The organism is Thiobacillus denitrificans DSM 12475 (genome assembly GCF_000376425.1).
Taxonomy (GTDB): Bacteria; Pseudomonadota; Gammaproteobacteria; order Burkholderiales; family Thiobacillaceae; genus Thiobacillus; species Thiobacillus denitrificans.
In genome coordinates, this window is record NZ_AQWL01000003.1 from 164050 (window position 1) to 185965 (window position 21916).

Here is a 21916-nt window from a genome sequence, read left to right on the forward strand (position 1 = left end):
AGGTTCAGGGCAATCCATCCTGCCGACAGGAGAGCACGATGAAGACTTCGTTCTGGCTAGGCACCCTCAGTATCGCAGCCATCGCCGCACTGGCCTGGCTCACCCACCAACCCGAAACCGCACGCGCCACTTTGCCGGCAGCAGCCGAAGCGGCACTTGCCGCGCCCGCCACGACCGGGCCTTCCGCTTTTCCCTACACCGACGCCGGCTTCCACGAAGCCGAAGCCGGCTTGTCTCCCTCGGCACGTGCCGGCCGCGAAATCTGGTTCAAGGCCACCGCCGGTAACGCGCGCTTCCATACCTACACCTTCCAGCAACGCATCACCGCGCTGATCGACTGGTACGGCGTGCTGCGTGGGGATGCACGCGACACCCGCTTCAAGACCTGGGGGTTGATCAACGACCCCGGCTGCTGCACGCCGGGTTCCACCGGCTGTCCTGCCAAAAGCGCCGAAGAGACCTACGGCTTCGACTGGTGCCCCGGCGACGAGACCCTGCTGAAGTTTGTCGGCAAGCCGGGCTATCGCGACCCTGCCTGCGACTTCAAGGACGCCAGCGTCGCCGCCAGCGATCCCGCTGGCCACCAAAAAGGCCGCGAGGACAGCTGCAACCTGGCTTTCGGCACCTCCACCGGTGCGCTCGGTTTCCGCAAGTTTCCCAACCCGCGTTTCGATGCGGCGGCGTGGAAGCAGGTCAACGGCCGCCTCGGCAGCTGGGAAGGCTACAACCGCAAACTGTCCAACGACCCCGCGCGTTCCGATTTCAAGGTACGCAAACTGGCCGATGCCTCGATCGAACCGCCTTTCCTGATCGGTACCGCGTGCGCCTCCTGCCACGTCGCCTTCAATCCGGCCAGGCCGCCGGCGGACCCTGAACACCCGAAATGGGAAAACCTCTCCGGCCTGGTCGGCAACCAGTACATCCGCGTCTCCGAGATCCTCATCTCCGGCATGCCGCACGACGACCTGCTGTGGCAGGTCTTCGCCCACGCCCGCCCCGGCACTTCCGACACCTCGGCGATCCCCAACGACCAGGTCAACAATGCCGGCACCATCAACGCGCTGATCAACATTGCGCAGCGTCCCACCTTCGCGGGCGAGAAGGTCAACCGCTGGCGCAAGGTCGCGGCGTGTCCGGCGGGCGCGAAGAGCCAGGACCCATCGGCTGGTGCGACATGCTGGTGCGAACCCGGCAAGGCAGGCAAGTGCTGGGAAAAGAGTGTGAAAACCGAGACCGTCCATCACATCCTCAAGGGCGGCGGCGACTCGATCGGCGCACTCGGCGCGATCCAGCGCGTCTACTTCAACATCGGCTCGTGCGCCGAGCAGTGCTGGGTCAACCACCTCACCGACCTGCGCCAGCTCGACCCGCAGGCCCGCAACTTCGGCCAGACACCATTCGACATCGGCCAGTGCCGGCGCGACTGCCCCAACTTCCGCGCGGTGGAAGACCGCCTGCACAACATCCTCGACTTCTTCCTCACTGCACCCGAAGGCCAGGCGCGCGACCTCGCCGATGCGCGCGCCAACCAGCATGGCACTACCTACGTTCAGGCCGATCTGGTGCGCGACCTCGAACGCGATTTCGGCCCGAACGCAGTCTCGCGCGGCCAGCAGGTGTTCGCCGCCAACTGCGCGCGCTGCCATTCCAGCGGCAAACCACCGTTCGAGGCCATCGATTTCCGCGCCATCGACAGCAAGACCGGCCTGCGCGCCGACTGGCTGGGCAACGACGTGCCGACCCCGGTCACCGAAGTCGGCACCTACCGTTGCCGCTCGCTGCACGCCAACCATATGCGCGGCCACGTCTGGGAGCAGTTCGCCAACGAGGACTACCACGCCCGCAAGACCGTGTCCGGCATCCTCGAACCGCACGACGGCGGGCGCGGCTACTACCGCAATATTTCGCTGCTGAACCTGTGGGCGCACGCCCCCTTCCTGCACAACAACTCGGTCGGCCCCGAGCTGTGCGGCTGGGGCGGCGACAAGGCCAATCCCCGTGAGCTGTACCGCTCCAGCTACGTTGACACCCGGCAGCCCGGCAACCCGCCGCTGGCGCGGGACAGGCAGCCGGCATGCTGGGCCTACGATCCCTCGGTCGACGGTCGCTTCAAGCTTTATGTCGCGTCGATGAACGACCTGCTCAATCCGTCGAAACGCATTCCCAAGGCGACCAAGGTCGACCAGGACATCGTGCTCGATATCGGCCCGCGCATCTTCGACGGCAAGGAGGAAAAACGCCTCGTCGGCTTCACCGTGCGGGTGCCGGCAGGCGCCACCGCGGGCAATGTCGGCAACTTCCTCCACAAGAATTTCATCGTCGACCTGGTGCGCGCCAAACTCAAACCCGGGGAGCTCGAAGCGCGTCTCGCCACCGTGCTGCCCGCAGCCGAGGCCAGGAAGCTTGCGGACGAAATGCAGGCCATCGGCAAAGCCATCGTCTCCGACCCCGACCGCCTGGTCGAGGTGGTGAAGGAGGCACGCGCCCGCACCCCTGCGCTATGGCAGGTCTATTCGTCGTGCAGCGCGGAAATCGAGAACGACGGCCACCGCTTCGGCGAGGACCTGTCCCACGCCGACAAGAACGCGCTGATTGCCTTCCTGGCCACGCTCTGAGGAGACCGCCATGTTTCCATCTGTTCGAGATCAACACACGCCCGACCCGAGATGCTGTTGCGGCGGGCTCAGTCCGCGTTGCACGGGAAGCCACGATGTGCTGCGTCTGGTGATGGCTGTACTGCTTCTGCTGCCGCTGATCCTGATGCTTTCCGGCTGCGACAAGCTCAACGACTGGTTCGGCAACAAGCCCGACATCGCGTTCGCCCCCTACGGCGACGATTACGCCAGCAAGCCGGACTTCGCGCAGGTCGAATACGCGCACCCGATTCCGCTCGCCGAGCTCGCCAAGGTCACGCCCAAATATCTCGCCGGCCTGAATCAGGAAGAGCTCGACCAGCTGTACGCCCGGTTGAGCTCGGGGCCGATTCCCGACGGGCCGTTCGACGGCGAGATCGTCTTTCCGCGCGGCAGTTCGGGCAAGATGCGTGCCGCCGAAATCATCGGCGGACTCAAGGGCCTGGGGGTAAACTTCAAGGGCAGGATGCTGGAAACCGCAGGCGAGACGCTGTGGAAAGGCAAGGTGTTCTACCGCGGCCAGAAAGTGCTGCGCAACCGCATCCAGGACCTCACCGCGCTGCGGCCGGTGATCGGCCCGGGCGACATTCCCAAGATCGACGTCGACGGCCGCGATGCCTGGCTGCTGTTTCCGGCCAAGCTCTATTGCGGGCAAAGCCTGATCGACTCGCGTCGCGAATCGATCATCATCGACTACGCCTTCACCGACGAAATCCGGGGCTACCGCGAGAAGCCCGATTTTCTCGCCGGTCGCCGCGGCCTCAGGGTGCGCGACGAAATCCGCATGGTACGGCCCGGCCTGTATCTCGGCCGCGCCTACATGGACCACGTCTTCATCCTCAATTTCGTGCTCGCCAACAAGGATCTCGACCGGGCCGGCCGCGCCGAATTCGAGACCGGACAGGTACGCGACGACTGCTGGTCCGGCACGCAGAAACGGGTGCTGGCAGCACGCTAGCGTCATGAGACCGGGTTGGCTCACACTCATGTTCGCCGCCGCACTGATCTTCCCGCATCCGGTCTCTGCGCAGGGCGACCTGCCGCCGGCCGGGCGCTCGCGCTTCGACCAGCTGATCGGCAGCCAGCCGGTGCCGTTTCCGTTTTCCCGGCTGGTCGACACGATCAACCGCCAGATGCAGACCGACAGCGGTGGCCTGCCGCCCCTGAAAGTCACGCTGATCCCGCTTGGCCGTTCGCTGCAGCGCGATGCCGGCGCGCCGGATTTTTTCCGCTATCCGCGTGTGGTCGCCGCTGCCGACGGCACCGGCAAGCCGGGCACCCTGCCGCTGAAGGACCGGCTGTTCCTCGGCTATCACGAAAAGGGCATGGTGATCGAAGTCATCAGCTACAACGATGCCGCCGGCCGCTTCGAATTTCAGGTCGTGCGCGATTACCGGAAAGGAAAAACCCCGCAGGTGTTCTACGCGCGGCGCGGCCTGTGCCTCGCCTGCCACCAGAACGCCGCGCCGATCTTCGCCCGCCCGCTGTGGGATGAAACCCCGGCCAACCCGGAGATCGCCGCCCGCCTGAAAGATGCGCGACGCGATTTCTACCGGGTCAAGCTGACCGGCACCGATATCGCCTACTTCATCGACGCCTCCACCGACCGCGCCAACCTGTTTTCGGTCTGGCAGAAGCTGTGGCAGCAGGGCTGCGGCACGGGCGAGGCGGGCGAGCGTTGCCGCATGCAGGCCTTCTCCGCTGCGCTCGATTACGCGCGCCGGGGTTCCTTGCCTGCACCCGGCATCCTGCCGGCACTTGATCGCGCCTGGACAAGCATCTGGCCGCATGGCCTCGCCATTCCCAATCCCGACCTGCCCAACCGCGATCCACTCGCCGCCTTGCAGAGCCCGGACAACGATCCCCTGCTGCTGCGCCCGCCGCTCGAAACCTGGCAGTCGCCGGACAAGACCGCCTTCGTCGTCGGGCTGGCCGGCATGCTCGACGTCCGCGCTGCGCAGCGGCTGAAAGCGGTCGACCTCGCCGCGCCGCTCGAACGTCTGCGCGCGCGCGGCGCATTTTCCGCCCGTCCGTTCAGTCACACGCTGCTCGACGACCTGCTGGCCGAATCCGGCACACCGCGCCGAGTCCGTCCTGTCCGTCTGCCGCCCGCACGCATGGAACCGGCTTCCGTTGCCCGCAACGCCAGCCCGCTCGTCGCTCCGTTCCGCACCCACTGCGCCAGCTGCCACGACACCACGCTGCCGCATCCGCCCAATTTCCTGCACGGCAGCCCGGCAGACGTCGAAGCCCGGCTCGATCATTGTGCCGAGCGCATCGTCGTGCGCCTGGGCATGGCAGGCATTCCGCAAGCCGCGCGCAGCAAGCCACCAATGCCGCCGGCCGCTGCCCTCGCCAGCCGCGGCATCGATCCTGCGCACTGGGCCGCCTCGCCCGAACTCGCTGTCCTGAAACGCCTGGCCGCCAGCCGCCTGCGCGGCGAGGATCCGGCCAGCCTGCTGCGGCGGCCCTACGCGCAATTACGGCCCTGCCTGCCCCCCTCTTCGTATGCGGAGCGGTCGCCATGAGTACGCCCGAAGCCCGCTGCTCCGGCTGCCGTTTCTTCCTGTGGGCGGTGCTGATCCTGCTCGCGCTCGGCGCACTCGGCGCGGCGATCCGCTTCCTGCCCGATCGCCCCGTCACCTACGACGACCCGGTCGAGCATTTCAAATACGGCTCCACCGGCGGCGAACGCAACATGGGCTTCCCCTACTGGCTGTTCCAGGTGCTTCCCGAAGTCTGCCCCGATCTGCTGCCGGGCAAGGGCTATGCGTCTCTCGGATTCATCTACGAGCCGGGGCACGATCTGCCGGTTGGCATGTCGCAGCGTCGACACATGGGCATCGATCGGGTGTTCCTCAACTGCGCGGTGTGCCACACCGCCACCGTGCGCACATCGCCCGACGCCAGACCGATGCTGGTCGCCGGCATGCCGGCCAACCAGCTCGACCTGATGGGCTTCCAGAAATTCGTCCAGGCCTGCGTCAACGACCGCCGCTTCACCCCGGCGCAGGTGGTGCCGCGCATCGCCGAAAAATCCGGTGGCCTCGGGATACTCGACGAGCGGATCATCTACCCGCTCGGCATCCATCTGATGCGCGACGGCGTCGCCGGCCTGCTCGGGCGCCTGAACTTCATTCACCTGCAGCCCGACTGGGGGCCGGGACGGGTCGACACGTTCAATTCGGCAAAGGCGATTTTCGGCGTGCCGTTCGAACGGTTGCCGCCAGACGAGCTCGTCGGCGTGGCGGATTTCCCCGCGATCTGGAACCAAGGCAAGAAACAGGGCATGCAGCTGCACTGGGACGGCAACAACAGCCGCGTCGAGGAACGCAACCTGTCGGCCGCCTTCGGCACCGGCGCCACGCCGAAACTCGTCGACCACGCCGCCATCGCCCGCATCGAGACCTGGATCGCCACCGCCGTGCCGCCCGCCTTCGAAAAGCACTATCCCGTCGACCGTACGCTTGCCGCGCGCGGCAAGGCGCTCTACCAGAGAACCTGCGCGGCCTGCCACGGCCAGAGCGGCAGCGACTTTGCCGGCGAGCATGTCGGCAAGGTCACGCCGATCCATGCCATCGGCACCGACCGCGGCCGCCTCGATTCCTACACCCTGCAGCTCGCGCAGAACCAGGGCATGCTGTATTCGGCCGATCCCGTGTACCGCTTCCGCCACTTCCGCAAGACCTGGGGCTACGCCAACGCGCCGCTCGACGGCATCTGGCTCCGTGCGCCCTATCTGCACAACGGCTCGGTGCCGACGCTGTGGGACCTGCTGCAACCCGCGGCACAGCGCCCGAAAGACTTTTATCGCGGCAACGACCTGTACGACCCGAAACACCTCGGTTTCGTCGCCAACCAGCCGGCCAGTCAGGGCCGCCCCCTGTTTGCCTACGACACCCGCATCCCCGGCAACCGCAACACCGGACACGAAGGCGTGGCCTATGGCACCACCCTGTCCGACGCCGACAAGTGGGCGTTGCTGGAATACCTGAAAACATTTTAGGAGCCTGCCATGAAGACGCTCTGCCGTTGTCCGCGCTGGCTGAAAATCACCGCCTTCCTCGTGCTGATCCTCGGCGCGCTGCTTGCCTATGTCGGCTGGGACCGTTTCCTGCGCGACCACGGCGCGACGCAGTTCGACAACCCGGATGAGCGTTTCAAATACGGTTCCATCGGCGCGGAGAACGACGCCGGCATTCCCTACTGGATCTTCTACGTGCTGCCGCGCGTCTTCCCCGACAAGCTGCCCAAGCCCGGCATCGGTTACGCCAGCTTCGGTGTGGTGTGGGAACAGGGCCAGGAACTGCCGGTGGGATTCTCCAAGCGCCGCATCGGCTTCGACCGCGTCGCCAACACCTGCGCCGCCTGCCATGTGGCGAGCTACCGCAGCCAGCCCGAGGAGACGCCGACCCTGGTCGTGACGGGCCCCAACCATACGCTCGATCTCGAAGCCTTCTTCCGATTTTTAGTCGACTGCGCCAAGGACCCGCGTTTCAACGCCGACACCCTGATGGCCGAGATCAATCTCGCCGCCGACCTCGACTTCATCGACCATCTCGCCTACCGCTATCTCATCATCCCGATCACCAAAAAGCGCCTCACCGAACGCGAAAGCCAGTTCCAGTGGATCTACCGCCACGACTTCCCCGAATGGGGACGCGGACGCGACGACGCGATGAACCTGACCAAGTACTTCATGATCCGCTGGCCGATGGACGACAGCTTCGGCCCGACCGACATGCCCTCGGTGTGGAACCTGAAGAAATACCAGCCGGAACAAGGCCACCGCATGAACTTTGCCGGCGACTCGCACGATCCGTATTCGGTCATCATCGATTCGGCGCTGGGACTGATGGGTGCGGAGCCGAAGGACAAGGCCGACTTCCTTGGCCACATCGACTGGCTGGTCGACTACCTGAAGAACAAGCCAGCGCCGAAATATCCCTTCCCTATCGACGCCACGCGCGCGACACAGGGCAAGGCCGTGTTCGACGCGCACTGCGCCGCCTGCCACGCCAGTGCGCGCACCGGCACCATCGTTCCGCTTTCAGAAATCGGCACCGACCGTGGCCGCATCGACACCTGGGGAAAACAGGCGGCGATCGAGGCGAACAAGGTGGTCAGTGATATGGGCATCCAGCGCAAAGGACTGGTCGAAGCGCCGCTGACCGGGTATGTCGCGCAGTTCCTCGACGGTATCTGGCTGCGCGCGCCCTACCTGCACAACGGCTCGGTGCCGACCCTGTCCGACCTGCTGACGCCGCCCGCGCAGCGCCCGCAGGTCTTCTGGCGCGGCTACGACGTGTACGACCCGATGCGCGTCGGCTTCGTCGTGCAGGGCCCGGCGGCCGAACGCGCGGGCACGAAATTCGACACGCGGCTGCGCGGCAACAGCAGCCAGGGGCACGACTTCGGCACCGGCCTGCCGGCGTCGGACAAGGCGGCACTGCTCGAGTATCTCAAGACGCAGTAGGCGCGAGAGTGACCGATCGCACGCGAGCGGCCATGGCCTCCTGATGGAATTGGAAGGAGAAGACATGCATACCAGTCAAACGATCTTCGTTTATCGCTTGCGACGATTCCGCGGCGTTGCCGCACGTGTCCTCACGGCCGGGTTGCTCGGATTCGCGGGATCGAGTGCGGGCGGCACGTACGACGGCCCGACCGAATCGATACCCAAACCCGCGCCTGAACAAAGCAAACCCTCCGGGGGAGGGGGAGGCGGCGGATTTTCCTTTGGCATCGACCTCACCTGTCTCTTCACTGGCTGCGGCAAGGACAAGACGACCTCGACCACGCCCGGCGACGCCGCACAGTTAGCCAAGTCGGGGCCGAAAATCCCCGACAAGTACTCCATGAGCGGGCTCGTCATGCAAGCGCTGGTCAAGGGCGGCGCGCCCTTCGTCATTGATTACGACGCCCGCCAGGCTCTGCTGAGGATCGAAATGAAGGTGCAGGGATCTGATCCTTTCGTCTACAACCTCAAGGCGAACGGCCCGGCGCAGAAGATCTTCCGCTTGCCCGAGTCCTTCGGCGCCGAGCCCAGGGCAGCGGTGATTTCGGTGCGTTCGGTGAAGGACCAGCCGGGTGCGGAAATGCCCGCTCCGCTGCGGATCAATGGAATGGGCATGGGCGAAAAGGCGGTCGGCTCGGTGGCCATCGACCAGGTCAGCTTCGGCCCGCCGGAAGTGCGCATCGGGCGCTTCGGAAAAGCGCGCTACAGCTTCCATTCGCGCTCGGATTTCAACAAGGTCGTCGCCGAATTCGCCCGGCTGGAAAACCGCGACGGCATCATCCAGGTGGTCGAGCGCGTCTACAAGGATGACCTCGGCGAACTGACGCGCGACACCTGGATCGGACGTGACAAGCCGCGCATCTGGGACGGCAAGGGCGAAGATGGCGAAGTCTCCAAGGGCCTTCACGTACTCAACGTTCGCGCCTGGCGCAGCTCGGTCAAGGAAGGTGACTGGGTGGTGTCCTGGTCGCCAGACTGGGTGGACGTCAAGTGGTGAGCCTGGCCTGGCTCCTGCAACGCGGGGGGCAACAGGTTCTCGCGCTCACCGCGCTCGTCGCGCTTGCCACAGGTCATTACGTGCTGAGCCGCCTGCCGCTACCCGTCATGCTGGAAAACGCGGGACAGTTCGAGGCCGGTTCCACATCCGAATTCGTCATTGACCAGACGCTCGCGCAGCCGAGCCTGCTTCTCGTGTTCGAGGGCGAAGTCGGGGACGCGGTAGACCTGCGCTTCGACCGCGCCCGGCTTCAGGAGAGCACGGCGCGCCTGCTCGAACATCTTGGCGTGAGCCTGCCCGCGGGTGACCATCCCGTGAGTCTCCTCACCAGCCAGGCAGAGAAGGCGAAGACCTTCCTCCGCATCTCGGTGGTGCCGATCCCGGGACAGGCCTCGCGCGTGACCCTCAAGACGCCCCGCGAGGCCGGCGATTCAGGCCTTGCCCTCATCCTGCGGGCCGACGGGGCGCGCCTAGCGGTGAGCGCCCTCAGTGCGGGTGACCCGTCGCCCGACGCGCCGCCGCCACAGCGGATACTGCGTCTGGGCGGACGGCCGCTGCCCGTGCTGAGCGGCGCCGTCCCGCTCTCCATGCTGGCTGCGGCAGGCAGTGAAATCCGCCTGCGCATCACCCCCGCGGATCGTGGCTGGGAGGATGTTCCGCGCCTGGCGCTGGCGCCTACCGACCAGCGCGATGCGGCATTGAGCGCCTTCGGCATCGGCGTGCGTGCAGGCCGGGAAAGTCAATTCACCGACTACGCCTGTGCCGCAGGCTCACGCCTGCCCCTCGCCAACCCCGGCCGGCTGGCCGATGGGCGCTGCGCTGGGGGTGAAGGGATGCTGCGGCTCGTCTCGCTCGGATTTCGGCCAGGTCTGTTAAGCGTCCAGGCTTCCGGCTTGGCCTGGGTGAGAAAGGACGGCGCGGTGCATACCCTCGATCTTGTCGCCTGGCTGAAAGAGAACCCGATCCTCGCAACCCTGATCGGTGCGCTCGATGCCGCTGTGCTCGCGTGGTGCAAACAGTTGTTTTTCGGCGGCGGGTGGCGTCTGGGCAGGGGCAGTGACTAGACCCGGCATCGCACACCGAAGCTCCACTCCTGAAGCGCGAAGGCGTATCCACAGGCCATTTTTCAGACCAAACCGTATCCGGAGACCCGCATGACCACGAAAACCGCACCCGCAAAATCCGCCGACCAGCCGCTCAAGGCCAGTTCCGAAAAAGCCACCGGCCAGCGGCTCGATGCCTTCCCCGACCGCATCGACCTGCGCGACTGGTTTTATCAGCCTGCGCTGATTTCGCTGCCCGACTCGCTGGTGAGTTGCGCGTTCATCAAGCCGGCGATGATCCTCGATCAGGGACGCGAAGGCGCCTGCACCGGCTTTGCGCTGGCGGCGGTGGTGAACTTTCTGCGTGCCAAGCAGAAGCGGACCGCCATCGTCAGTCCGCGCATGCTGTACGAGCTGGCGCGGCGCTACGACGAATGGCCGGGCGAGGCCTACGAGGGCTCTTCCGCGCGCGGCGCGATCAAGGCCTGGGCCAAGCACGGCGTGTGTCTGCGCTCGTCGTGGAAGGACGACCAGCACGGCATCACGCACATGAGCGATGCCATCATCCGGCAGGCGATGGCGGCGCCGGGCGGTGCCTACTACCGCATCCGCCCTTACAACGTGCGCGACATGCATACCGCGCTCAATGAAACCGGCATTCTCTACGCCACCCTGATGGTGCACTCGGGCTGGGCCAATCCGGGTGGCGGCAAGGGCGACAAGCCGGTTCCGGTCAGCCATGTGCACCGCGGCCGCAAGCTCACGCTGAAGCTGCCGGTAATCAAGCGCAGCGGCAGTGCCGACGGCGGCCACGCCATCGCCCTCGTCGGCTACACCCCGCAGGGTTTCATCATCCAGAATTCCTGGGGGCCAGGCTGGGGCGCCGGCGGCTTTGCGCTGCTGCCCTATGAGGATTTCCTGCTGCATGCCACCGATGTCTGGGTGACACAGCTCGGCGTGCCGGTGACGATGGACCTCTGGGCGGACGATAAGACCATCGACACCGCCGGCATCCAGCGCGCCAGCCGCACCATCCCGCTGGCCGATATCCGGCCCTACGTCATCGACGTCACCAACAACGGCGAGCTGTCCGATTCCGGCGAGTACTGGACCACCGAGCCCGACATCGAACGCCTGTTCACGGAAACCATTCCGGTCAAAACGCGCGGCTGGAAAAAACGCCGCATCCTGTTGTATCTGCATGGCGGCCTCAACTCCGAATCCGGATGCGCCAAGCGCATCGTCGCCATGCGCGACGTCATGCTGGAAAACGAGATCTATCCGCTGCACATCATGTGGGAGAGCGATTTCCTCTCCAGCGTCGCCGGCCTGTTCGAGGACCTGTTCACCAAGGCCGACACGCTTGCCGGCGGCGGCTTCCTGGAAAATCTCACCGAGGCCAAGGACCGCGTGCTGGAACTCACGCTCGCTCGCGCGGGGTTTCGGCTGTGGGGCGAAATGAAGGAAAACGCGCAACTCGCCTCCGTCCACCCCCACAACAAGGGCGCCATCCAACTCGTCGCGCAGTACGTCGAACTGGCCAAGAAAAATTTGGCCAGCCACGATAAGACCGGCTGGGAACTGCACATCGTCGGCCATTCGGCGGGCAGCATCTTCGCCGCCCACGCGCTGCCACTGCTGTCGAACCTGGGCATCCCGTTGAAGAGCGTGCAGTTCCTCGCCCCCGCCATCCGCACCGACACCTTCAAGAACCTGCTGCTGCCCAGCCTGGAAGCCGGCCTCACGCCGCTGCCCAGCCTGTATATCCTGTCGGACAAGCTGGAACGCGACGACAGCGTCGGCCCGTATGCCAAGTCGCTGCTCTATCTCGTGTCCAACGCCTTCGAAGGCACGCGCGGGGTGCCCATACTGGGAATGAAGGCCTGCCTCGACGCCGATCCGGCGCTCGCCGGTCTGTTCAGTGGAAACGTCGACGGCCGCCCCGCGCTGGTGGTGTCCGAGGGCATCCCGATCGACCCCGCCCAGGAGATCGCGGCCATCAAGCAGGGGGCCGCCGTCAGCCACAGCCACGGTGGCTTCGACAACGACCGCGCCACCATGAACTCGGTGCTCGTCCGCATCCTCGGCAGCGTGCCGAAACGGCTGTTCAGCGCGCGCGACCTGCATTACTGAACACAGCTTGCGAGCCCATCATCATGCCAGCCGACTTTTCCACCCTGATCGATACCCTTCTGGTGCTGGCCGGCCTGGTGCTGGTGGCCACCGGGCTGGTGATGTTCATCTACAGCAAGACCAGCACGCAGGCCTCATCGGTCGAGGCATTCGGCATCAAGCTCAACGTCACCCATCCCTCGCTGATCCTGGTGCTGGCCGGCGTCGGCCTGATGCTGGCGCCGCGGCTGCTGCCGGGCCTGCCCGGCAAGGAGGACGGCAAGCCGGTGCCGGCCGTTGTTGCCGAAGCGCCTCCCATGGGCGCAAGCCCCGGGACGACGGCCGTGCCCGTTCAGCCGCCGCCGTCCGTGCCGGCCTCCCCTCCGGCGGCGGCGCCCGCCGTCCCGCTTGCCATTCCCGGCCCACGCATTCCGGCAGCGACGGTGCCCCCAGCGAGCGCAACCGCCCGGTCTGCCGTGACGCCTTCTTCCGCACCCGTCCAGCCCGCCCCTGCGGCGAAGCCACGCGCTGTCGCACCTGAAACGGCCACCAAAACTCCGGCCCCCAGGGTCGCAACCGCCCGCCCCGCTGCAGCGCCCACGGCGACCATTCGACCGGAGGCTGCCGCCCCTCCACCCGCGGCAGCCAGGCCGGAGCGTCCGCTGCTCGCCTTCGCCGCACTGGGCCTGCCGATCAATCGTAGTTTCTGGGCCGGCGAAACGCGCGCCAGCTACACGCAGCGGGTGAACGTCGCCCTGCAACAGGCGGGACGTGACGTGTTGCGCATGGACGCCCGCGGACTGGAGCTGGGGCAGACGGAGTTCAATGCCTGGTGGAACGAATCGGGACAGCACCCGCGCAGCCGTGAACTGTGCGACGGATCCCAGGCGCCGCTCGCACTGCTTTCCGCGCGCGTGGAATCGCCGACCAGTATTTCATCCGTCGAAAGCGCCTACTGGCCGGAATTGAAAATGCGTCTGTACGTCTGCGCCAACCAGCGGCTGTATCGCCAGCAGAAAACGCTGTCGCCGCAGAATGATGATGCCTGGCCGTTTGCGAACGAACTCAACAGTGAAATCGAGCGCTTCCTGCGGACGTATCGCGGCGATTTGACGGAGTGAGAAGCACCGAAAATTTTTCCAATCTTGAAACCGGTCTGCCGAAGACCACGTTGTAGGAGAGCGAAATGCCCATATCCGATCCATCCGATCTGCTTGTTTCCGAAGCGCAGCTGCTGCCGCTGGCCGAGGTTCTCAATCTGCCGCCGGACCGGCTTCTCGGCGTGTCGCCGCAGGCGCTGGCGACCCTGTCGGTGCTCGGCGTGCGCAACGTCTTCGACCTGGCGATGTCGAGCGTATTCAATGCCGCCGCGCAGATCGAGGATGCCGCCGACAACCCGTCCAATGCGATGAACCGCTTCGGCCGGCCGATTTCGGACCTGCTCAAACCCGGCATCGCGGGAACCGTCGCCATCCCCGACCTGCGCAACGCGTCGCTCGACATCCTTGCCGATGTCGCCGACGCCGCCGAAATCCAGGCTGCCCTGGGCGTCATCACGGTACGGGATCTCTCGGTCTATCCGCCGTTTCGCGCCGCCCGTGAAATCCTCAACCGGGTGTTCTTTCCGGAGCAGCTGGAAGCCTTCGATCCCGAGAGCCCGGCAGACCTGATTCCCAAGTCCGGGGAGTTTCCCACCGAGCGCGTTCAATACACCTCGCTGGTGCTCGACCAGATCCTGCGTCCGGACAACGCGCCCGCACTGATCGACCTGGCCGGCCCTGACTTTGCGCCGATCGATGCAGCGCAGGTCGCCGATGCCGATTTCGGTTTCAGCACCCTGGGCCTGGGGATGCTGTTGACCATGAACCAGTCCTGGTTCATGCAGGGCGTGACCCTGGGCCACCTGCTGCACAGCATGGCGCTCGCCGCCGGCGAGAGCACGCGCATCGCCGTGATCGACTGGAGCCGCAAGACCAGCGCCGGGCAGACCGAAGTGCTCGGCGAGACCGAAGACCTGAGCCAGGAGACCGCCAGAAACCGCAGCATCAGCGAAGTCACCGAGGCGGTCGCACGCGAGGCCCAGAGCGGGTTCTCGCACACCGAAAGCACGTCGACCACCAAGCAGGCGGGCGCCTCGGCCGGCATCTCGATCGGGCCGTTCGGCGGCGGCGCCAGCGCGAGCATTTCCAAGACATCGACCTCCGCCGACAGCTACGCGACCAGTGCCGGTAGCCGCGAAGTCGGGGCATCCATGCTGCAGAACGCCAGCGATCGCACGCACCAGCACGCCCATGCGGCGCGCACCCGCCGCGCTTCGGTCGTGCGCGAAGTCAGCCAGACCGAGCACGAAAGCGTGTCCACGCGCGTCATCACCAACTACAACCACATGCACGCGCTGACCGTACAGTATTACGAAGTGCTGCAGATCTATCGCACGGAAACCTCGCTTACCCGCTGCGACCGGGTGGTGTTCGTCCCGTTCAAACTACTCGATTTCAGCAACGTCGTCCTGCTGCGGCGGTTCCGCGGCGCGCTCGTCGACGCGGCGCTCACCCCGGCGGTGCGCGACGCCCTGCTGAACTTCGATACCCTCGAACTGGTTCCCGAACGGCGGGCCGTGTTCCCCGGCCTGGGCGGGTCGATCGCGGACATCCTGACCAACCCGCAGGTGATCACGCGCCGGGTGCTACTGGCGCGGCGGCCCCCGGGCGAGGAAGGTGAAACCGGGCCGGAGCCGGACGTCGACGAAGATCCGCTCCCGCCGCGACCGCCCCGTACGCCGCTGCCCGACGACATCGCCGACAGCCTGTGGGAAAACGCCGCATCAAAACTCTCGGCGTTCTTCGGCACATCCACGGTGCGTCGCAACTCCCAGTCGCTTTTCGTGCCATCCGATGTGCGGGTCGAGGAAGGCGCGGTGCAGAGCACCGTGCGGACGATCAGGATGGTGTTCGTGCTGCGCGACGGCACCCGCATCACCGATCTTTCGGCGAGCGTCGCGCTGAGCGAGGTGGACCGCATCGCGCTTTCGGGCAGCGCTCCTGCCGCCGACGTCGCGGCGACCGGCGTGCTCGCCCTGTCCCGCAACGGCATCGTCTTTCCGCTCGAACTGCCGACGGTCACCGTGGCCAGGGGCGCCACGGAAACGAAGCTCATCGACATCCGCGCGGCCGGCGCGGATGTCAACCTGACCCAGCATCTGGCGGACAACCGTCTTCACTACAGCCAGGCGGTGTTCCGCAATCTGGATTCGGCGATGATCGCCGGCCTGCTTTCACCGTTCAGCATCACGATGAATGGCCAGCCGTTCCCGCTGGTGCAGGTTGCCGAGCCGATCCCCCTGCGCATCGTCGGCAACGCGCTGGCGTTCAAGATCAACACCGATCCGGTTAACGACGCCGAATGGCGGACGTTCATGGCGGATCGCGGCCTGACCATCGGCCAGGCCAAGGTCGACATCGTTCCGCTGTCGAGCGGCGGAATCTTTGCCGAAGCCGTGCTGGGCCGCTTCAACTGCGCCGAGCGGCTCGACCTCTCGCGCTTCTTCAACTGGCAGGACTCGCCGATCCCGATCCAGCCGACGGACATCGCGGCAATCCAGACCGGGACCCGGGCGCAGGCGGAGAACCTCACCCCCGGGCAGTTCAGCTCGCCGCTGGTCAACATCACGCCTTTCGGCGCGCTGCCCGACCCGACCGGGATGGCCGGCGCGCTCGCGGCGATCCAGAACGGCAATATGTTCCGCGACATGAGCGGTCTTGCCGACACGATCAAACTCGCCACCGAAACCGCGAAACTCTCGGCGGCGGGGGCCACCGCCGTCGGTCAGCAGGCCGGCGAAGCGATGAAGACCGCGGTCAGCGCCGATACCGAGCGGCGCAAGATCGCGGCCGATCTTGAAAAAGCGAAGGTGCAGGCGGCGACCGACCTGGCCAAGGCCAAGCTCGGCAAGTCGATCCAGGACAAGAACATCACCGAGGCCGGCGCCGTCGTCAACAAGGAAGAGGAACTCAAGAAGAAGCAGCAGGAGCAGGCGAAGGCCGCCGGCGCCGGCGGGTCGCCCGGCGGAAGCGGTGGAGGATCGTCCGGCGGGGCTACGAGCGGCGGAGGCAGTGGAACCGGGGGCGGGGGCGGGAGCGTTACCGGTGGAGTCCCGGCCGCGGCGCCCCGCTCGACCGGAAATTCGGCCCTCGACCGCATCATCGGCAACGACGAGACACTGCGCTCGTTCGTCGGCCTGTCGGCCGACTCGCCGGCGCCGACCCCGGCAGTCACCGACGAGGGCGTCCCGCTGCAGACCTGGGATGTCAATGGACCGACGTCATTCATGATCACGCGCTCGCCGACCGAGGAGCCGGACTTTCCGACGCTCGACGACATCAAGAAGATCATCGCCAAGGGCAACTTCGTTCCGCGCTCGGAAGACCTGAAGACGCTGCTGCTCGGCGAGCGCAAGGTACCCGCGACCGGATTCGACACCCTGCTGAGATCGCTCTCGCTGGTCCCCGCAGGCAGCGTGAAAATCTTGAACATCGTCGCCATCTGCCAGAGCACGGTCAGCCTCGATCTTCTTTCGGAGACCGTCTTCACGGCCGCGGGCGATCTCGGCGACCGCCCCGACCCCACGGGTGAACGCCCCCTGCAAAACCTCACGCTGGCCGAAGCGGTCGCGCTGCTCGCGGCTCCCGAGTTCAACGTGGAGACGATGGCGGTGAAGTTGAGCGACGTACGCAAGGCATTCCCGGTCGACGGCGAAGTCCGCATCTTCAACATGTTCAACCCGCTGCGCGAGGATTTCGTCCAGGCGCTGGCCAACGTGTTTCAGGTGCGAACGAGCGCCTTCGCGCGCAAACCCGTCCGCGTCCTGGCAACGGTGATCGCCGAAACCGGGGAAACCGAGGAGACGCTCGACACGGCCGTGCTCGCGAAGAAGGTCACCATCGGCTTCTTCGGCGACCCGGTGCCGTTCGAGGCCGATTTCTTCGAGCACCTGTTGCAGCAGGACCGCGCCCAGACCGGTCTGTTCACGGCCTTCCCGCGGCGCTAGGGAGTCTGGACGAACTCCAGCGTGTTGGCGTCCGGGTCACGGCAGAACAGCGCCGCGCGACCCGACCTGCTTGCCGTGTACGGAATCCCGGCCGCGTCGAGACGGCTTTTCAGCGCATCCAGGTTGCTCACCCCCAGCGCGATGTGGCGGTCGCGGCCACCGTGCCCGGGGCGGTCCGAGCCGGCATAGGGATCGGGCAACTGCATCAGGTGCAGCTGCTGGCCGCCGCCGAGGTCGTACCACTCGCCGGGGTAAGGCAGTCCGGGACGGTCGGGATAGCGCGTCAATCCCAGCACCGATTCATAGAAAACCCTGGCACGCGCCAGGTCGGCGACCAGCAGGCCGGCATGCAGCAAGGCGGTTACGTCAGACACGTTGTTTGCCCTTCAATTGATCGTCCTCCATGTGGCCCGAAAACAGGCTGGCGGTGATGATCATGACCGCACCGATCCACTCCTGCACACCCATGCGCTCGTCGGACAGGAAATAGGCGGCGATCGCCGCCACCACCAGCTCGGACAGGAAGATGACGATGGCCTGGTTGGCCGGCACGCGTGCCAGGCCGTATTGCACCGCATAGGTCATGCTGCCGATGGCAAGGCCAACGCCGAGCAGCAGCAGCCAGGTCTGCATTCCGGCATCCGCCATGAAATCGAGTTCGGCCGGCTTGAGCGCCAGGCCGATCACCGCCAGCACCACCACGCCCATCCATATCGACACGGCCTTGGCGCCTTCGGTCACCCCATCCAGATGCCGGCTGATGACGTTGCTCGCCGCGAACATCACCCCGGCCGACAGCCCCAGCCATTCGGCCCGGTGGCCCGGCAGCGGCCATTCGCCGGGCTGCCACAGCATCACCAGCGCGCCGCCCGCCGCCAGCGTCATCACCGCCCAGCCGGCACGATTGAGTTTTTCGTGCAGCAGGAAGCGCGAGAACAGCACCGTCCACAGGGGCGACAGATAGAACAGCAGCAACACGCGTACCACCTCGCCTTCGAGCACCGCCAGCACGTAAGCCAGGTTGGTCCAGCCCGCCGCCAGCCCCAGCGCCGTCAGCCACAGCCAGTGCCCGCGTGCCGCGCGCAGCGCGCGGCCGTGCAGCCAGCCCAGAAGCAGTAGCGGCGTCGCATAGGAGAAGAACCCCGACGCGATACCGCCGACCCCGGCCTGATCCAGCAGGCGATAGGGGTACCACACCAGCCCCCACAGGGTGGCGGCATAGACGAGACTGGCAATGGCGAGGGTGCGCTGCAAGGGAATGGGCATAGGGCTTTATAATGAAAGACTTGAATGAAATCCGTACTGCAATGAATCCGCGTCTCGAACAACTCCACCCCTATCCGTTTCAAAAGCTGCGCGAACTGTTCGCCGGGGTAACGCCGAATCCCGCACTTCCACCGATCAACCTGTCGATCGGCGAGCCCAAGCACCCGACGCCGCAATTCATCAAGGACGCGCTGGTCGCCGGGCTGGACGGGCTGGCGAATTATCCCATCACTCAGGGCTCGGATGCGCTGCGCGGCGCCATCGCGGCATGGGCGCAGCGCCGCTACGGCGTGACACTCGATCCGGCAACCGAGGTGCTGCCGGTCAACGGCTCGCGCGAGGCGCTGTTCGCGTTCGCCCAGGCCGCGGTCGACTCTACCCGCCACGGCCGCCGCACGGTCGTCTCGCCCAACCCGTTCTACCAGATATACGAAGGCGCAGCCCTGCTCGCCGGCGCCCGCCCCTTCTTCCTCAATACGCTGCCGGAGAATGGCTTCAGGATGGACTGGTCGCGCGTGCCGGAAGACGTGTGGGAAAGCATCAGCCTGGTCTATGTCTGTTCGCCCGGCAACCCTACCGGCAAGGTGATGTCGCTGGACGACTGGAAAGTATTGTTCGAGCTGTCGGACCGGCATGGCTTCGTCATCGCGGCCGACGAGTGCTATTCGGAGATTTACTTCGAGGAAGGCAAGCCGCCGCTCGGCGCGCTCACCGCCGCGCAGCAACTCGGGCGCGGCTCCAGGAACCTCGTCGTGTTCAACTCGCTGTCCAAGCGCTCCAACGTGCCCGGCCTGCGTTCCGGCATGGTGGCGGGCGACGCCGGGGCGATCAGGAAATTCCTGCTCTATCGCACCTATCATGGCAGCGCAATGAGCCCGGCGGTGCAGGCCGCCAGTATCGCGGCGTGGAACGACGAAGCGCACGTGGCCGAGAACCGCCGCCTGTACGCCGCGAAATTCGCCGCCGTGATGCCGCTCTTGAAGGACGTGCTGTCTTTCGATGCGCCCGACGCCGCCTTCTATCTGTGGGCGCGGGTGCCAGGCGGCGACGATGCCGCATTCGCCCGCGGCCTGTATGAAACGCAGCACGTCACCGTGCTGCCCGGCAGCTTCCTCGCGCGCGACGCCGCCAACGTCAATCCGGGCAAGGGTTTCGTCCGCATCGCCCTGGTCGACGGCCTGGATGCCTGTGTCGAAGCCGCCCGACGCATGGCCAGCTACGTCGGCGAGGCAGCATAAGCCGCCTATTCAATTTTCATCGCTTTATTTCAACCTTCAACCACAGGACTTCATCATGCAAGAGCTACAGAACATCATCGAAGACGCCTTCGAGCGCCGCGCCGACATCACCCCGCGCAATGCCGACGCCAAGGTCAAGGATGCCGTCATGTCGGTGATCGAGATGCTCGACCGCGGCCAGCTGCGCGTGGCCGAGCGTGCCGAAGGCCAGAACTGGATCACCCACCAGTGGCTCAAGAAGGCGGTGCTGCTGTCGTTCCGCCTGGAAGACAACGCCTTCATCAAGGGCGGCTTCACCAATTACTTCGACAAGGTGCCGAGCAAGTTCGCCGACTACAACAGCCGCGACTTCCGCGACGGCGGCTTCCGCGTGGTGCCGCCCGCGGCGGCGCGGCGCGGCGCCTTCATCGGCAAGAACGTGGTGCTGATGCCGAGCTACGTCAATATCGGCGCCTACGTCGACGAAGGCACCATGGTCGACACCTGGGCCACCGTCGGCTCCTGTGCACAGATCGGCAAGAACGTGCACCTCTCGGGCGGCGTCGGCATCGGCGGCGTGCTCGAACCGGTACAGGCCAATCCCACCATCATCGGCGACAACTGCTTCGTCGGCGCCCGTTCCGAGGTGGTCGAGGGCGTGATCGTCGAGGACAACTGCGTGATCTCGATGGGGGTCTACATCGGCCAGAGCACCAAGATCTACGATCGCGAAACCGGCGAAGTCCACTTCGGCCGCGTGCCCGCCGGCTCGGTGGTGGTGTCCGGCAACCTGCCGTCCAAGGATGGCAGCTACAGTCTGTATTGCGCGGTGATCGTGAAGAAGGTCGACGCCAAGACCCTGTCCAAGGTCGGCATCAACGAACTTCTGCGCGGAATCTGAGCCTCAGCCCGGGTAGTGCCGGTTTATCGTTTCGGGAAAAGGAGACGCCATGCAACGCACCCTCGTCGTCATTGCATTACTCGCCGTCGGCCTGACGGCGTGCCAGGAGAACCCGGTATCCGGCCGCAGGCAGCTGGCACTGGTGTCCGAGGAACAGGCGCAGTCTTCGTCGGCGCAGGCCTACGCACAGACGCTGAATGAAGCCCAGAAGAAGGGCAAGCTCAGCACCGATGCGGCGCTGAACAGCCGCGTCAAGCGCATCACCGACCGCCTGATCGTGCAGGCGGGCAACATGTATGCGCCCAGCCGCGAATGGAAATGGTCGGTCGCGGTGATCGACGAGCCGACGCTCAATGCCTGGTGCATGCCGGGCGGCAAGATGGCGATCTACACCGGCATCATCGAGAAGCTGAAACTCTCCGACGACGAAATCGCCCAGATCATGGGCCACGAGATCGCCCACGCCATACTCGGCCATGGCCGCGAGCGCATGTCGCGTGCCATGGCCATGCAGGGCGGCATGACGCTCGGTTCCATCGTCGCCGGCCGCGACCTCAGCGTGCTGTCGCCGGTGGCCGACATTGCGCTGACCCTGCCCAACAGCCGCTCAGGCGAAAGCGAGGCCGACCGCTACGGTATCGAACTCGCCGCCCGTGCCGGATTCGATCCGCACGCCGCAGTGCGCCTGTGGGGAAAAATGAGCAGCGCCGGCAACGGCGGCCCGCCGCAATTCCTCAGCACCCATCCCTCCCCCGACAACCGCATCCAGGCACTGAACGCGCTGGTGCCACAGATGATGCCCATCTACGAGAAAGCACGTTGATGAACATGGACACGTTCCCCGCCACCGACGAAAAGCTCGCCAGCCTGAAAACCCTGGCCACGGTCATCTACGCGCTGTATGCCGTCTCGCTGTTTATCGGCATCACCGCCATCGTGGCAATCGTACTGAACTACATCAAGCGCGACGACGCCCGGGGAACCTGGCTGGAAAGCCACTTCCGCTGGCAGATCGGCACCTTCTGGTGGGGCCTGCTGTGGCTGGTCGTCGGCGCAATCACCTGGGTCATCCTGATCGGCTGGATCGTGTGGGGCGTGGCCTGCATCTGGTTCATCTACCGTATTGCCAAGGGCTGGCTCAATCTTAACGACAACAAGCCGATGCCGGTCCAGTGAGCACGC

The 21916-nt window shown here is 65.8% G+C and carries 16 protein-coding genes; 14 read left to right on the forward strand and 2 right to left on the reverse strand.

Annotated features, from left to right (window positions below):
• The first annotated feature begins 38 nt into the window (after positions 1-38).
• The 10 genes from B059_RS0105390 (at position 39) to B059_RS20630 (ending at position 17350) form a co-directional block, all read left to right on the forward strand.
• Positions 39-2615, forward strand: coding sequence for a cytochrome c (locus tag B059_RS0105390; protein WP_018077223.1), 2577 nt, complete (start codon positions 39-41; stop codon positions 2613-2615).
• A gap of 112 nt (positions 2616-2727) precedes the next feature.
• Positions 2728-3591, forward strand: a complete 864-nt coding sequence (locus B059_RS0105395; protein ID WP_051068493.1) for a hypothetical protein — start codon at positions 2728-2730, stop codon at positions 3589-3591.
• A gap of 4 nt (positions 3592-3595) precedes the next feature.
• Positions 3596-5161: a hypothetical protein gene (locus B059_RS0105400; RefSeq protein ID WP_157273625.1), complete on the forward strand. Its 1566-nt coding sequence runs from the start codon at positions 3596-3598 to the stop codon at positions 5159-5161.
• Positions 5158-6639, forward strand: coding sequence for a c-type cytochrome (locus tag B059_RS0105405; protein ID WP_018077226.1), 1482 nt, complete (start codon positions 5158-5160; stop codon positions 6637-6639). The genes B059_RS0105400 and B059_RS0105405 overlap by 4 nt, the downstream gene beginning before the upstream one ends.
• 9 nt (positions 6640-6648) lie before the next feature.
• Positions 6649-8109: a c-type cytochrome gene (locus tag B059_RS0105410; RefSeq protein WP_018077227.1), complete on the forward strand. Its 1461-nt coding sequence runs from the start codon at positions 6649-6651 to the stop codon at positions 8107-8109.
• 64 nt (positions 8110-8173) lie between these two features.
• Complete coding sequence (locus B059_RS0105415) at positions 8174-9148, forward strand: hypothetical protein (protein WP_018077228.1); 975 nt, start codon at positions 8174-8176, stop codon at positions 9146-9148.
• The gene (locus B059_RS0105420) at positions 9145-10212 is read left to right on the forward strand and encodes a hypothetical protein (RefSeq protein WP_157273626.1); all 1068 of its coding nucleotides are present in this window, start codon (positions 9145-9147) and stop codon (positions 10210-10212) included. Before B059_RS0105415 ends, B059_RS0105420 begins: the two co-directional genes overlap by 4 nt.
• A gap of 90 nt (positions 10213-10302) precedes the next feature.
• A complete protein-coding gene (locus tag B059_RS0105425) occupies positions 10303-12324 on the forward strand; it encodes a C1 family peptidase (protein ID WP_018077230.1) in 2022 nt (673 codons plus the stop codon).
• Between the two features lie 23 nt (positions 12325-12347).
• Positions 12348-13424 carry a hypothetical protein gene (locus B059_RS19890; protein WP_026177320.1) on the forward strand — a complete coding sequence of 359 codons (1077 nt, stop codon included), beginning with the start codon at positions 12348-12350 and terminating at the stop codon, positions 13422-13424.
• A gap of 65 nt (positions 13425-13489) precedes the next feature.
• Positions 13490-17350 (forward strand): hypothetical protein, encoded by a 3861-nt coding sequence (locus B059_RS20630; protein ID WP_018077231.1) that lies wholly within the window; start codon positions 13490-13492, stop codon positions 17348-17350.
• Here the strand turns inward: B059_RS20630 and B059_RS0105440 are convergent.
• Positions 17347-17724 carry a VOC family protein gene (locus B059_RS0105440; RefSeq protein ID WP_038058207.1) on the reverse strand — a complete coding sequence of 126 codons (378 nt, stop codon included), beginning with the start codon at positions 17722-17724 and terminating at the stop codon, positions 17347-17349. The genes B059_RS20630 and B059_RS0105440 overlap by 4 nt on opposite strands.
• On the reverse strand, positions 17717-18616 hold the full coding sequence (locus B059_RS0105445) for a DMT family transporter (protein ID WP_018077233.1): 900 nt from the start codon (positions 18614-18616) through the stop codon (positions 17717-17719). The genes B059_RS0105440 and B059_RS0105445 overlap by 8 nt, the downstream gene beginning before the upstream one ends.
• A 41-nt stretch (positions 18617-18657) precedes the next feature.
• On the opposite strand from B059_RS0105445, the gene dapC reads away from it, so the two are divergent.
• From dapC to B059_RS0105465, 4 genes are read left to right on the forward strand one after another with little or no spacing between them, the layout of a single operon-like run.
• Positions 18658-19854: a succinyldiaminopimelate transaminase gene (dapC, locus tag B059_RS0105450; protein ID WP_018077234.1), complete on the forward strand. Its 1197-nt coding sequence runs from the start codon at positions 18658-18660 to the stop codon at positions 19852-19854.
• Between the two features lie 55 nt (positions 19855-19909).
• The gene (gene dapD, locus B059_RS0105455; RefSeq protein ID WP_018077235.1) at positions 19910-20734 is read left to right on the forward strand and encodes a 2,3,4,5-tetrahydropyridine-2,6-dicarboxylate N-succinyltransferase; all 825 of its coding nucleotides are present in this window, start codon (positions 19910-19912) and stop codon (positions 20732-20734) included.
• A gap of 49 nt (positions 20735-20783) precedes the next feature.
• Positions 20784-21557, forward strand: a complete 774-nt coding sequence (locus B059_RS0105460; RefSeq protein ID WP_018077236.1) for a M48 family metallopeptidase — start codon at positions 20784-20786, stop codon at positions 21555-21557.
• Positions 21557-21910, forward strand: coding sequence for a DUF4870 family protein (locus tag B059_RS0105465; protein ID WP_018077237.1), 354 nt, complete (start codon positions 21557-21559; stop codon positions 21908-21910). Before B059_RS0105460 ends, B059_RS0105465 begins: the two co-directional genes overlap by 1 nt.
• The last annotated feature ends 6 nt before the right edge of the window (positions 21911-21916 follow it).

Bases quoted from the DNA above. Each gene is read 5' to 3' on its own strand.
- B059_RS0105390 (WP_018077223.1), top strand. From the start codon at position 39: ATGAAGACTTCGTTCTGGCTAGGCACCCTCAGTATCGCAGCCATCGCC.
- B059_RS0105395 (WP_051068493.1), top strand. From the start codon at position 2,728: ATGGCTGTACTGCTTCTGCTGCCGCTGATCCTGATGCTTTCCGGCTGC.
- B059_RS0105400 (WP_157273625.1), top strand. From the start codon at position 3,596: ATGAGACCGGGTTGGCTCACACTCATGTTCGCCGCCGCACTGATCTTC.
- B059_RS0105405 (WP_018077226.1), top strand. From the start codon at position 5,158: ATGAGTACGCCCGAAGCCCGCTGCTCCGGCTGCCGTTTCTTCCTGTGG.
- B059_RS0105410 (WP_018077227.1), top strand. From the start codon at position 6,649: ATGAAGACGCTCTGCCGTTGTCCGCGCTGGCTGAAAATCACCGCCTTC.
- B059_RS0105415 (WP_018077228.1), top strand. From the start codon at position 8,174: ATGCATACCAGTCAAACGATCTTCGTTTATCGCTTGCGACGATTCCGC.
- B059_RS0105425 (WP_018077230.1), top strand. From the start codon at position 10,303: ATGACCACGAAAACCGCACCCGCAAAATCCGCCGACCAGCCGCTCAAG.
- B059_RS19890 (WP_026177320.1), top strand. From the start codon at position 12,348: ATGCCAGCCGACTTTTCCACCCTGATCGATACCCTTCTGGTGCTGGCC.
- B059_RS20630 (WP_018077231.1), top strand. From the start codon at position 13,490: ATGCCCATATCCGATCCATCCGATCTGCTTGTTTCCGAAGCGCAGCTG.
- B059_RS0105445 (WP_018077233.1), bottom strand. From the start codon at position 18,616: ATGCCCATTCCCTTGCAGCGCACCCTCGCCATTGCCAGTCTCGTCTAT.
- dapC (WP_018077234.1), top strand. From the start codon at position 18,658: ATGAATCCGCGTCTCGAACAACTCCACCCCTATCCGTTTCAAAAGCTG.
- dapD (WP_018077235.1), top strand. From the start codon at position 19,910: ATGCAAGAGCTACAGAACATCATCGAAGACGCCTTCGAGCGCCGCGCC.
- B059_RS0105460 (WP_018077236.1), top strand. From the start codon at position 20,784: ATGCAACGCACCCTCGTCGTCATTGCATTACTCGCCGTCGGCCTGACG.
- B059_RS0105465 (WP_018077237.1), top strand. From the start codon at position 21,557: ATGAACATGGACACGTTCCCCGCCACCGACGAAAAGCTCGCCAGCCTG.